Annotated in this window: 12 protein-coding genes; 5 read left to right on the top strand and 7 right to left on the bottom strand. The window is 73.3% G+C overall.

Features of this window, described 5'->3' with window-relative positions; all coding sequences use genetic code 11:
- Positions 1 to 37: 37 nt before the first annotated feature.
- Positions 38 to 847, top strand: a complete 810-nt coding sequence (locus tag ACH4K1_RS03230; RefSeq protein WP_398085989.1) for an alpha/beta fold hydrolase — start codon at positions 38 to 40, stop codon at positions 845 to 847.
- A gap of 85 nt (positions 848 to 932) precedes the next feature.
- Here the strand turns inward: ACH4K1_RS03230 and ACH4K1_RS03225 are convergent, their stop codons facing one another.
- Positions 933 to 2,138 carry an MFS transporter gene (locus ACH4K1_RS03225; RefSeq protein ID WP_398085986.1) on the bottom strand — a complete coding sequence of 402 codons (1,206 nt, stop codon included), beginning with the start codon at positions 2,136 to 2,138 and terminating at the stop codon, positions 933 to 935.
- A gap of 124 nt (positions 2,139 to 2,262) precedes the next feature.
- Between ACH4K1_RS03225 and ACH4K1_RS03220 the strand changes: the two genes are divergently transcribed.
- Complete coding sequence (locus ACH4K1_RS03220) at positions 2,263 to 3,162, top strand: LysR family transcriptional regulator (RefSeq protein WP_398085984.1); 900 nt, start codon at positions 2,263 to 2,265, stop codon at positions 3,160 to 3,162.
- Positions 3,163 to 3,310: 148 nt separating this feature from the next.
- A complete protein-coding gene (msrA, locus tag ACH4K1_RS03215; RefSeq protein WP_398085981.1) occupies positions 3,311 to 3,976 on the top strand; it encodes a peptide-methionine (S)-S-oxide reductase MsrA in 666 nt (221 codons plus the stop codon).
- Between the two features lie 177 nt (positions 3,977 to 4,153).
- Here msrA and ACH4K1_RS03210 read toward each other — a convergent pair whose 3' ends face one another.
- Positions 4,154 to 4,876, bottom strand: coding sequence for a TetR/AcrR family transcriptional regulator (locus ACH4K1_RS03210; RefSeq protein WP_398085978.1), 723 nt, complete (start codon positions 4,874 to 4,876; stop codon positions 4,154 to 4,156).
- Positions 4,877 to 5,051: 175 nt separating this feature from the next.
- Between ACH4K1_RS03210 and ACH4K1_RS03205 the strand changes: the two genes are divergently transcribed.
- Positions 5,052 to 5,966: an alpha/beta fold hydrolase gene (locus tag ACH4K1_RS03205; RefSeq protein ID WP_398085976.1), complete on the top strand. Its 915-nt coding sequence runs from the start codon at positions 5,052 to 5,054 to the stop codon at positions 5,964 to 5,966.
- Between the two features lie 38 nt (positions 5,967 to 6,004).
- On the opposite strand, the gene ACH4K1_RS03200 is transcribed toward ACH4K1_RS03205, so the two are convergent.
- On the bottom strand, positions 6,005 to 6,427 hold the full coding sequence (locus tag ACH4K1_RS03200) for a helix-turn-helix domain-containing protein (protein WP_398085973.1): 423 nt from the start codon (positions 6,425 to 6,427) through the stop codon (positions 6,005 to 6,007).
- 270 nt (positions 6,428 to 6,697) lie between these two features.
- Complete coding sequence (gene gdhA, locus ACH4K1_RS03195; protein WP_398085970.1) at positions 6,698 to 8,083, bottom strand: NADP-specific glutamate dehydrogenase; 1,386 nt, start codon at positions 8,081 to 8,083, stop codon at positions 6,698 to 6,700.
- Positions 8,084 to 8,916: 833 nt separating this feature from the next.
- On the opposite strand from gdhA, the gene ACH4K1_RS03190 reads away from it, so the two are divergent.
- Positions 8,917 to 9,366, top strand: coding sequence for an RDD family protein (locus ACH4K1_RS03190; protein WP_398085967.1), 450 nt, complete (start codon positions 8,917 to 8,919; stop codon positions 9,364 to 9,366).
- Between the two features lie 43 nt (positions 9,367 to 9,409).
- Here ACH4K1_RS03190 and ACH4K1_RS03185 read toward each other — a convergent pair whose 3' ends face one another.
- The 3 genes from ACH4K1_RS03185 to ACH4K1_RS03175 all read right to left on the bottom strand — a co-directional run bounded on the left by ACH4K1_RS03185 (position 9,410) and on the right by ACH4K1_RS03175 (position 11,750).
- Entirely contained in the window at positions 9,410 to 9,715 is a 306-nt protein-coding gene (locus tag ACH4K1_RS03185; protein ID WP_398085965.1) for a hypothetical protein, read from the bottom strand.
- Between the two features lie 175 nt (positions 9,716 to 9,890).
- On the bottom strand, positions 9,891 to 10,271 hold the full coding sequence (locus ACH4K1_RS03180; protein ID WP_398086585.1) for a DUF1330 domain-containing protein: 381 nt from the start codon (positions 10,269 to 10,271) through the stop codon (positions 9,891 to 9,893).
- Between the two features lie 216 nt (positions 10,272 to 10,487).
- The gene (locus tag ACH4K1_RS03175; RefSeq protein ID WP_398085962.1) at positions 10,488 to 11,750 is read right to left on the bottom strand and encodes an Ig-like domain-containing protein; all 1,263 of its coding nucleotides are present in this window, start codon (positions 11,748 to 11,750) and stop codon (positions 10,488 to 10,490) included.
- Positions 11,751 to 11,947: the final 197 nt, after the last annotated feature.

The raw sequence follows: 11,947 nt of genomic DNA, 5'->3' as shown, positions 1-11,947 counted from the left end.
GTCGTACGGTGGACCGGGGAGCACTTAAGATCCCTGCATGGACACTCATGAAGACGCGACGCCTCAGCCGTTAAGGTTGGGCAAAGGCCCAGGTCTACTGCTTGCGCACGGAGCAGGAAGCGACATTCTGGACAGCTTCGGGCCGATCCTCGAAAGGCTCGCACAAGTCAGCACCGTAATCGGGCCGGAATTCCCCGGGTCCGGAAATCAGCCCATGCCGGACGGGCCGCTCACCCTTGATGGATTAGCGGATCACCTGGTGGCGAACGCCGTAAGATCAGGCGTCGAATCCTTCGCCATATCCGGATTCTCCATGGGCACCACCGTGGCCGTCCGGGCGGCGACCCGGCATCCCGAACGCGTGACGGGGCTCATCCTTTCATCGGGTTTCGCCCGTGCGAATTCCCGGCTCCGGCTGGTGATCGACACGTGGCGCGCTCTCGCGCGGAACACGGACGACCCCAGGACTCTCGCGGCCTACCTGTCGCTCGTTGTGGGAGGCCCCCAATGGCTTGACGAGCGCACCCCCGAGGAGGTCGAGGAGCAGCTCGCCGCGTTCTCGGCCGGGATGCCCGCCGGCGCCGACGCGCAGCTGGCCCTGTTCGACGACATCGATGTTCGCGAGGATCTGCGGGCGATCACCGTTCCCACGCTGATCGTCTCCCCCCTGGCCGACCTGATCACCACACCCCTCCACTCGCGGGTACTCGCCCGAGGCATCCCGCACGCCGAACTGGTCACGCTCGACTGCGGACACGCCATCGCCGCCGAGCGGCCCGAGGAGTGGGCCGACGCGATGACGAAGTTCCTCGCCGCACTGCCTCCGGGCCCGGACGAACTCCCGTAACCCCGACCGCGACGGCGCCCGGGGGACGCGGGTCCCCCGGGCGCCTTACGCGTGCGGGGCGCGACCGCCCCGTGCGTCCGGGCGGTCAGGACGTGGCGGCGGCCGGAGCCCGGCCGGCCGCCGTGGTCACCAGCGCGCCCACCGCGAGCGCTCCGCCGACCCACATCACCGCCGTGATGCCGATACCGTCCGCCGCGAGTCCGCCGACCAGCGCACCCAGCGCGATGGCCCCGTTGAACACTCCGACGAAGAGCGAGGAGGCCGCCTCGCGGGCGTCCGGGGAGGCGAGCAGGATCCAGGTCTGCGTGCTCACCGAGACTCCGCCGTAGCTCAGGCCCCAGACCGCCATCAGCACGGCCGCGAGAGCCGGCGACCCGCCCAACCACGGCAGAGCGATGACGGTGGCCGCCATGACCGAGCTGATCACCAGCAGCGTCCTGCGCGGTGAACGGGCGGCCCCGGCCCCGGCCAGGAAGTTCCCGGCCACACCGGCGACCCCGTACACCAGGAGCAGCGTGCCGATCATTCCGGCGCCGACTCCGGCGACGTCCTCCAGTACCGGCCTGATGTAGGTGTAGGCGGCGAAGTGACCGGTCACCACGAAGCCGACGACCATGAGCCCCGTACGCACTTGGGTGTTGCCGAACAGTCCCATCACACCGCCGAGCGGGATCACACGCTCCGCGGGCAGCCGCGGCAGCAGGACCGCCGCCGCGATCAGCACCACCAGCCCGAGACCGGCGGCCGCGAAGAACGCCGCGCGCCAGCCGGCCGCGGCTCCCAGATACGTTCCGGCCGGGACGCCCAGCACGGACGCCACGGCGATGCCGCTGAAGACCAGCGAGGTGGCGGGGCCGACCGATTTCGCCGGCACCAGCCGCACGGCGAGGCCCGCGGCGATGGCCCAGACGCCGCCCATGCCGATACCGACCAGGACACGCGCGATGACCATCACGGCGAAGTTCGGCGCCCAGGCCGAGCCCAGGTTGCCGATCACCAGCACGGCGACCAGCGCGCAGAGCGCGATCCGCCGGTCCACCCTGCCCAGCATGGAGACGAGTAGGGGCGACGACACCGCCGCGACCAGACCGGTGATCGTCAGTGTGAGACCGGCCACGCCTTCGGAGACCTTGAGCGACTCCCCCATCGGGGTCAGCAACCCGACGGGGAGCATTTCGGAGGTGACCACCGTGAACGTGCCCAGCGCCAGGGCCACCACCCCCAGCCAGCCGCTGAGTGGCGACCGCGGGGCCGCGGGTGGTGTGCTTGTGGATTCCTCAACCTGCGTCATGTCTCCAGCCAACAGACCGCGGGTCGCCGGAACAACAGCCGACTTCTCATCCTTCCATGAGCTGAGCTCATCGATAGATTGGCAGTCCGCGAGCACCCACGCCGCGATTGGGGGAGGAACCGCTGTGAGCAGTCTGGACGCCCGGGAACTGGAAGCGTTCCTCGCACTGGCAGAAGAACTCCACTTCGGCCGGGCCGGAGAGCGCATGTACCTCTCGCAGAGCCGTGTCAGCCAACTGCTGCGGTCGCTGGAGAGCAAGATCGGGGCGCGGCTCGTCGAGCGCACCAGCCGCCGGGTCCGGCTCACCCCGCTCGGCGAGCAGCTCGTCGCCGGACTGCGCCCCGCCTTCGACACCATCGTGGAGACGATCGACGAGGTCCGGGGCGTGGCACGGGGGATCTGCGGAGTGCTCCGCATCGGCTTCCAGGGCACGGCCAACGACCAGGTCATGAACGCCATCGCGCTCTTCCAGAGCAGGTACCCCGACTGCGCCACGGAGATCGTGGAGATGCCCTATTCCGACCCGTTCGGCCCGGTGCACCGGAGGGAGGTCGACACGGCGGTCGTGCTGATGCCGGTCCAGGAGAGCGAACTGGTGACGGACCGGGTCTTCTCCAAGCAGCGCCAGTCCCTCGCCGTGTCCAGCCGGCACCCCTTCGCGAAGCGCGACGCGCTCGACGCCGAGGAGCTGGCCGCCTGCTCCCTCATCGGCGTCCACGGCCCGGCCCCGGAGTACTGGCGACGCGCCCAGGCTCCGCTCGTCACCCCCGAGGGCCGCCCCATCCCGGCCGGCCCCACGGTGAGCACCCTCCAGGAGGGTTTGGCCACGGTGCAGGCGGACCGTGGGGCGATGCTCCTCTGCTACCCGACCGCCGACTACTACGGCCGCCGCGCCGTCACCTTCGTCCCCGTGACCGGCCTGCAGGACTCGTTCCTGGCCCTGGTGTGGCACCGCAATCACGAAACAGCCCGCACGCGCGCCTTCTCCCAGGCCCTCGCGGCCGTCGTCGAGGCCGCCGGGTAGGGGGCGCGGCCTCGAAGACGACGCCGGGCGGCCGGTGCGGGCGGGCGGGCCCGGCGGCCCCGGCCGTTCGCCGGGCCGGCTGCCCGGAATCCCGGCGGCGACGCGCGTGTTGTACGTACCGGACACCGACCCCCGGAGGAGCCCCCGCATGTTCCTGAACCACCGCACCCCCGAGCTCCCCACCCCGGAGCAGGCCCTGCGCGGCCGCCCCGTCCCCGAGTTCACCGTCCCCTCCCGCCACACCGTCCTCGGCAACCCCCTGCTCGGCCCGTACCCGGAGGGCCTGGAAGTGGCGGACTTCGCGCTCGGCTGCTTCTGGGGCGCGGAGCGGAAGTTCTGGCAGACCGAGGGCGTGTGGACGACGCTCGTCGGCTACCAGGGCGGCTACACGGAGAACCCCACGTACGAGGAGGCCTGCTCGGGCCTGACCGGGCACACGGAGGCGGTACGCGTGGTCTTCGACCCGGCCGTCGTGCCGTACACGGAGTTGCTGAGGCTCTTCTGGGAGTCGCACAACCCGACCCAGGGCTTCCGCCAGGGCAACGACGTGGGCACCCAGTACCGCTCCGCGATCTACACCCACTCCCCCGCCCAGGCAGCGGCCGCCGACGCCTCCCGTGAGGCGTACCAGAAGGTCCTGACGGCGTCGGGCCACAAGGAGATCACCACGGAGATCCTCCCGGCGGAGGGCCGCCCGTTCTGGCCGGCGGAGGCGTACCACCAGCAGTACCTGGACAAGAACCCGGGCGGCTACTGCGGGATCGGCGGCACGGGCGTCTCCTGCCCGATCGGCGTCGCACCGGCCGAGAGCTGATCCCGACCCGGGCGGGGACTGATCCGTAGTCCCCGCCCGGAGCCGACCGCAGCCCCGGGCCGGGGCTGATCCGCAGCCCCGGGGCGGGGACTGATCCGACCCCGGGCCGGGGCTGCCCCGACCCGGGCCGGGGGCTGACGCGGTTCGGTCCGGGGGCCGGGTCGGCCCGGACCGGGGTTACGCGGGCTCCTGGCCGAGCATCGCCGGGAGCAGCCGCCGCAGCAGCCGTACGAACAGGGCGTCCCGGTCCGCCGGGCCGGCGCCCGGCGGCGCGCCGGCCGAGGTGAGGGCGGCGAGCAGGTGGGGGTGGCGCCCCTCGGCGGCCACCGCCGCCAGACGCGCCGCCTGCGCCGCCCGGCCCGGCGGATCGCCCGCGGCCGCCGCCGCGGCCTCGCGGCGGGCGAAGAGGGCGGCCAGGGCGCCGACGAGGCCGATGGCCTCCAGCTTCTGGGCGGCGGTCCCGGGAGCGTGGGCCAGGACGCCGAGCGCGTGGTCGAGGTAGTCGATCGCGTGCGGCCCCAGCACCTCGCCGCGCCGGTCGTTCAGATCGGCGAGCCACGGGTGCCGGACGTGCGCGGCCCTGGACTGGAGGGCCAGCCCGACCAGGCCGTCCAGCCAGTCGCCCCCCTCCGCCCCGGAGAGGTCCAGCTCGGCCGCGACCGCGTCCGCCATGAGGTCCAGCAGTTCGTCCCGGCTCCCCACGTAGCGGTAGAGCGAGGCGGGGCCCGTACCCAGCCGCTGCGCGAGCGCGCGCATCGACACGGCGGCCAGGCCGTCCGCGTCGGCGAGGGCGAGGGCCGCCTCGGTGATCTGGGCACGGCTGCGCTCGGGCGCGGGTCCGCGGGCCCCCCGCTCGGGGCGTGACCAGACGGTCGCCGGCCGGGGCTCTCGATCAGCCATGGTCCGCCACCTTCCCTCCGGGGCCCCCGGGGTCCGGGGTCCGGCTGTAGTCTAATACTGCGAACACCGATCGCAGTATGAGTCCGCCGTACGGGGACGCCGCGTCCGAGCGGCGCACCGGCCCCCGTGTTCCGACCGCCGTGTCCGCTCACGGCACCCGCCGAAGGAGTCCGCCATGACCTGGACCGAACGCCGCTTCGCCCGCAACGGTGCGGTCGAGATCGCCCACGACCGGCTCCGGGAAGGCGCGGACGGCGAGCCGCTGCTCCTGGTGATGGGCCTCGCCGTCTCCCGGCACTGGTGGCCCGGAGAGCTGTGCACCGCCTTCGCGGACGCCGGGTTCGCCGTCGCCCGCTACGACCAGCGGGACGCGGGCGAGTCCACCCGGCTGCCGACGCGCACCGGCCGGGGCAACCCCTTCGCCGCCCTGGCCGCCGGGCGGAGCGCGGCCTACACGGCCGAGGACATGGCCGACGACGCGGTCGCCGTCATGGACGCGCTCGGCTGGGAGTCGGCGCACCTCTTCGGGCACTCGCTGGGCGGGGTCGTCGCCCAGCGCGTCGCCCTGCGCCACCCGGACCGGGTGCGCACGCTCACCTCGTCCGCCGCCCTGCCCAGCGACGTCGGCGGGCTCGGCGCCTTCCGCCACCTGCGGCTCTCCACGCTCGCGAAGTTCGCCCGGATCAAGCCCGCCCGGGAGCGGGAGGCGCGGATCGCGGCGGGGCTGGCGGTGGCGCGGATCTGCGCGTCGCCCGGCTACCCGTTCGACGAGGCGGGGACGCTGGAGCGGATCACCGCCGACGTGGACACCGGCATCGCCGACCCGGACGCCCAGTCCCGCCAGATCGGCGCGGCCTGGCACGGCCCGTCCCTGGCCGCGCTGCGCGTGCCCGCACTGGTGCTGCACGGCACGGACGACCCGTTGCTCCGGCCCTCCGCCGCCCGGGCCACCGCCGCGGCGATCCCCGGCGCGCGGCTCGTCCTCCAGCCGGGCGTCGGCCACGACATCCCCCGCGAGCGGCACACCGCCGTCGCCGCCGAGGTGCGTGCGCTCGCGGACCACGCCGCCGGGACGGACGGCCTCGCCTGAGGCCCCCGGTCAGGCCGCCGGCAGCCTGAGACCCCCGGTCAGGCCGCCAGCAGCACGCCGCCCATCGGACCCGCCGGGGCCCCGGACCGGTGTCCGCCCGACGCCCCGAGGGACCGGGTCCGGGCCCGGGCCGCGGTGAGCCGGACCAGCCGCTCCCCGGCCAGCGCCAACACGTCGGCGAGGGTCAGACCGAGCGCCTGGGCGGCGGCGGCCAGCACCTCGGAGGAGGCTTCCTTGCGGCCGCGCTCCACCTCGGAGAGGTACGCCATGGAGATCCGGGAGGCGTCGGACACGTCCTTCAACGTCCGCCCCTGCGCCTTGCGTTCACGGCGCAGCACCTCCCCCACGAGGTCCCGCCACAGCGGCTCCCGGGGCAGGGCGCCGCTCGGGCCCGGGGCGGCCGCCGTCGGGAGCGGGCGCAGGGGGATCACGTCGGCCTGGTTCGTCGCTCGGATGCTCACCGCTCCAGCCTAGGAGCGCCGCACCGTCCGCGCACGGGCCCGGCGTTGCGCTCCGGGCGAATCCGCTGTCGGCGAAGTTCCGTGACGGGGAGCGGCGTTGGGGAACGGAGCGGGTCCAGCGAGGCCCCGGCCGGGTGGTGCGGTGCCGGCCGGGCGCGCCGGGGCGCCACCCTCGCGAACCGGCCCCCTCCCCCGCGCGGGGGAGACCGCACGAGCGGCCTCGCCCCCGCGGGGCGGCGGGCGCCGGGGAGGCGCCTCCCCGGCCTGCGGTCAGATCAGCCCCTGCGCCAGCATCGCGTCCGCGACCAGCTCGAAGCCCGCGATGTTCGCGCCGACCACGTAGTTGCCGGGGCTTCCGTAGCGCTCGGCGGTCGTGTGGCAGGAGTCGTGGATGTGCCGCATGATCTCCGCGAGCCGCTCCTCGGTGTGGGCGAAGGTCCACGAGTCCCGGGAGGCGTTCTGCTGCATCTCCAGCGCGCTCGTCGCGACCCCGCCCGCGTTGGCCGCCTTGCCGGGCGCGAAGGCGACGCCCGCCTCCTGGAAGACGCGGACCGCCTCCGGGGTGGTGGGCATGTTGGCGCCCTCGGCGACCGCCTTGACCCCGTTGCGCACGAGGTCCAGCGCGTCGGACTCGTGGAGCTCGTTCTGCGTGGCGCAGGGCAGGGCGACGTCGACCGGGACCGACCACACCCCCGTACCGGGGACGAACCGGGCGTGGGCGCCGCGCCGCTCCGCGTACTCCGAGACCCGGCCCCGGCCGGTCTCCTTGATCTCCTTCAGGAGGGCGAGGTCGACGCCCTTCTCGTCGACGACATAGCCGCTGGAGTCCGAGCAGGTCACCACGGTCGCGCCGAGCTGCTGGGCCTTCTCGACGGCGTAGATCGCCACGTTGCCGGAGCCGGAGACGGCCACGGTCTGGCCGTCCAGGGATTCGCCGCGGCTGCGCAGCATCTCCTGGGTGAACAGGACCGTGCCGTAGCCGGTGGCCTCGGTACGGGCCTGGGCGCCTCCCCAGCCGAGGCCCTTGCCGGTGAGGACGCCGGACTCGTAGCGGTTGGTGATCCGCTTGTACTGGCCGAAGAGGTAGCCGATCTCGCGTCCGCCCACGCCGATGTCACCGGCCGGGACGTCGGTGTACTCGCCCAGGTGACGGTGGAGCTCGGTCATGAACGACTGGCAGAACCGCATGATCTCGGCGTCGGACCGGCCCTTGGGGTCGAAGTCCGAGCCGCCCTTGCCGCCGCCGATGGGCATGCCGGTCAGGGCGTTCTTGAAGATCTGCTCGAAGCCGAGGAACTTCACGATGCCGAGGTTGACGGAGGGGTGGAAGCGCAGGCCGCCCTTGTAGGGGCCGAGCGAGCTGGAGAACTCCACCCGGAAGCCCCGGTTGACGTGGATGTCGCCGGAGTCGTCCGACCACGGCACCCGGAAGATCAGCTGGCGCTCGGGCTCGCATATGCGCTCGATGATGCGCGCGTCGACGAACTCGGGGCGCCGGGCCAGCACCGGTCCGAGGGTCTCCAGGACCTCCCGGACGGCCTGGTGGAACTCCAGCTCGCCCTGGTTGCGGCGCAGGATCTCGGCGTAGAGCGGCTCGATGAGGTGGGCCGCGTCATGCGTGCGGGCGGAGTCGGGCGAGTGGGGGATGACCGGCATCTGATCAAGACCTTCCGTGGTCGGCTCGTGCGCTTCGGCGCCCCCGTCCCGGAGCGCCGCCGGTCCGCTTCCCCCGCCGGAGCTCCGCGGACCCCCGGGTCGGAGGGCCGTGGGGCCGTCGCCCGGCCGGACGACGCGCTGGACCGTCGTACGGTTCGATTCTCCAGGGATGCCCGATGATCTTCGAGGACCATCCACATAATGGCCATGATCAGCCGTTTTGCTCAGCGTCCGGACCGCCGCGCCGAGCCCCTCACCGGCCCCGCGCCGCTGTTCCGGGCCGCGTGCGCGGCTCGGACCCGCTTTCCGGTTGCACGGGCAGACGTGATGAAGGTCACATGGCGGAGCGGTCCCGAAGGGGCCCGGAGGCGACGCGCACGGCGTTCCTCCGGTGCCCGTCGCGCCGCCCGGGGGTGATCGGCGGCGGCCCGGGCGGCGTCTCCGGGAGGCGAGGAGGAGGGGTCCGCGAGGGAACGGTGAAATCCTCGCCGAGGCAGCGGGGTTACCCGTCAGGAACAGGGACATCCCGGCCGGTGATCCGTCATGATGCCCCCATGTCGAAGCCACGGGGGCGTCGGAGGAGGCAGCCCCCTGATCAGGCGCGGACGCCCTGGGGCGGTGCCGCCCGGTCCCGCCGGGGCCCGCCGCCCCCGTCCCCCTTCGAGGGCCCGCCGCCCCCGTCCCCCTTCGAGGGCCCGCCGCCCCCCTCGCCCTTCGAGGGCCCGCCGTACGGGCGCCGGCCCGCCCGGGCGTCCTACCCGGCGTATGTCCGCTCCTCCCCGCACCCCGTGCGGGGCCTCCGGGAGCCGCGCGTCCCCAAGGGCGCCGGCGACATGCGGCGCTTTCTGGCGGTCGGCCTCGACTGCTACCTGTGTCTGCTGGCCGTCGGGCTCCTGGTGCGGTCCTGCCTGGACTCCGGCGGCACGGGCCGCGCGGTCGCCCTGCTGGCCGTCCAGCTGATCGCGCTGTCGTTCGCCAACCAGGTGCTGCTGACGATGGCCGTCCGGGCGAGCGCCGGAAAGCTGATCATGGGCGTCCGGGTGATCCGGCTGCCCGACGCCGGCCGGCCGGGCTTCCGCCCGCTGGTGCTGCGCTGGCTCTACGGGCTGCTCTGGCTGCCGACCCTGCCGTGGCGCCGCCTCGGGGCCCCGGCGCCGGTCCGCCCCCCGGAGTGCTCCCCGGGACGCCCCGCCGAACCGCACGAGGACTTCGCGGGGGTGCGCCAGGTCCGCCGCAGCGACCTGCTGTCCTACCGGGCGGCGGTGCGGGGGCGTACGGACTGAGCCGGCTCCCCGGCGTCCCCCGGACCGGAGGGGCGGCGCGTCCTCAGCGCCAGTCGCCGACCACCCAGGCGACCAGGCGGGGGCGGGACGTGTACGGGTCGCACGCGACGACCGCCTCGGTGGAGACGAAGTCGTAGGTGGCGACCTGTCCGATGTCGCGGGCCGCCCGGCTGAAGCCGCCGGAGAGGTCGCCGGGCTCCCCGATCGCGACCGGGGCGGTGGAGGGGGCCGACGCCTCCTCTTCGCAGCCGACGCGGGGAAGGGGCTGGCCCAGGTACCAGCCGCCGACGAAGACGGCGTACAGGACGGCGGCGGCGCCCAGGCGGCGCGGGGTTATCCAGTGAGGCACGTGCGGGAGTGTTCCACGCCCCGGCTCCGGCGGGCCCTCCGGCTCCCCTGCGGCGTCCGGGCTCGCCCCGCGGTGGCCTCCGGGCTCGGTTGCACCGTCCCGGCCGGACCGGCCGCCTGCGCCCCGGGCGCCGCGGCCCACGGCTCGACGGCCGGCCCGGGCTCCGGCGCCTCCGTCAGGAACCGCCGCGCTCCCCCTGCCCGGCCGCGCGGTCCCGCGCGTTCCGCATCGCCGCCGCCGTGGCCGTGGCGTCGTACTCCGGGCCGACGCCCGGCACGATCACCACGTCGCCGACGAGGTGCCGGGTGCGCAGCGGAAGGATCTCCTGATAGGCGGGGGACGCGTACCAGGCGCGGGCCTCCTCGATGCCGGGGAAGGCGACGACGACCAGCCCGCCCGGCCACACCCCCTCCACCACCTCCACCTCGGAGCCGTGCACCAGGAAGCGGGCTCCGTAGGGCGTCATGGTGGCCTGGATGCGCTCGATGTAGTTCAGCACCTCGTCGTCGACGGGGCCGTCGGTGGGGCGCAGGTGGGCGATGGCGTACGCGGTCATGGTCCGGTCCTCCGGGCGGTCGGGGCGGTGCTTCGGCACACCCGCGATGCTGCCGGGCGGGGCGGAGGCCGTCGATTACCCGCGAGGTCATGGCGGTGTGCCCGCGCACGTCGAAGGCGGCGGCCCCGGAACGCTTCGGGGCCGCCGCCTTCGGGCGGGGACGGGGGTGGTGCGGAGAAGGGGACGGACCTGCGGGGGATCAGGTCCGGGGTCGGATCAGGCCTGGGAACCGGCCGTCCACTCGGCCCAGCTCATGTTCCAGCCGTTGAGGCCGTTGTCCGGGGTGATGGTCTTGTCCGGGGAGTTCTTGACGATGACCACGTCGCCGATGAGCGAGTTGTCGTAGAACCAGGCGGCGGGGGCGTTGGGGTCGTTCGCGCCCTTCACGTCGGCGAGGCCCACGCAGCCGTGGCTGGTGTTGGCGTTGCCGAAGATGCCCTTGCCCCAGTAGTTGCCGTGGATGAAGGTGCCCGAGGTGGACAGGCGCATGGCGTGCGGCACGTCCTTGATGTCGTACTCGCCCTTGCCGTCGTCATCGGTGAAGCCGACGGTGGCGCCGTTCATCCGGGTCTCCTTGTGCTTCTCGGAGATCACCATCTGCCCGTTGTACGTGGGGTTCTCGGGGGAGCCCGCGGAGATCGGGATCGTCTTGACCGTCTTGCCGTCGCGGACGACCGTCATCTGCTTGGTCTTCACGTCGACGGTGGAGACCTGGTTGCGGCCGATCTTGAAGGTCACGGTCTTCTGCTGGACGCCGAAGACGCCGTCCGCGCCCTCGACGCCGTCGAGGGCCAGCTTCAGGGTGACGGTGGAGCCGCCCTTCCAGTAGTCCTGCGGGCGGAAGTCCAGGCGCTGGGCGTTGAACCAGTGGCCGACGACCTCCTGGCCGCTGCTGGAGTTCACGGTGATGCCGGCCTGGACGGCCTTCTTGTTCGTGATCTCCTTGTTGAAGTTGATCGAGACGGGCATCCCGACGCCGACCGTGGAGCCGTCCTCGGGGGTGAAGTTCCCGATGAAGCTGTTGTCGGGCGAGACCGTGGTGAAGGAACTGTTCTCGTGGGCCTTGCGGCCCTTCGCGTCCTCCGCCGTGGCGTCGATCTTGTACGTGGTGGACCGCTCCAGCTGGGCGGCGGGCTTCCAGCTCGTCCCGTCGGCGGAGACCTTGCCCTCGACCGCGGTGCCGTCCTGCGTGGTCATGACGACCTCGGTCAGCTTGCCCTTGGCGACGGTGACCTGGGCCGCGTTGTTGATGCTGGCGTTGGTCGCGCCGTTCTTCGGCTTGATCGTTATCTGCGCCTCGGAGGCGTCCTCGGCCGCGGCCTTGTCCACCTCCTGCTGCGACGACTCCGAGCTGCCGGTGCTGGTCCTGCCGCCGTCGTCGTCGTTACAGGCCGAAAGCACCAGCACGCCACCGAGCAGTGCGGACACGGCCACCAGGCCCCTGCGCCGCTTGCTGTCCGTCATCACACGCTTCTCCATCGTCGCCGATTCCCCAAAATCCCCGGACGGGAACGCCAGGCGGCTATTCCCCGTCAATGTTCCAAGAACACCCGGAAAGGGCACTCCGTTCCGCATCCGCGACGGATGTGGGGAACACCACTCATCGACGCATCCCCGGAAGCGGCGGTTCCCGCTACCGGGAGCCGGTTTCCTCCGTCGCGCGGTGCGGCCCCGGT

The sequence above is a fragment of the Streptomyces sp. NPDC017448 genome (genome assembly GCF_044330565.1).
Taxonomy (GTDB): Bacteria; Actinomycetota; Actinomycetes; order Streptomycetales; family Streptomycetaceae; genus Streptomyces.
The sequence above is the reverse complement of the archived record's forward strand: the minus strand, read 5'-3'. Positions and strand labels throughout refer to the sequence as shown.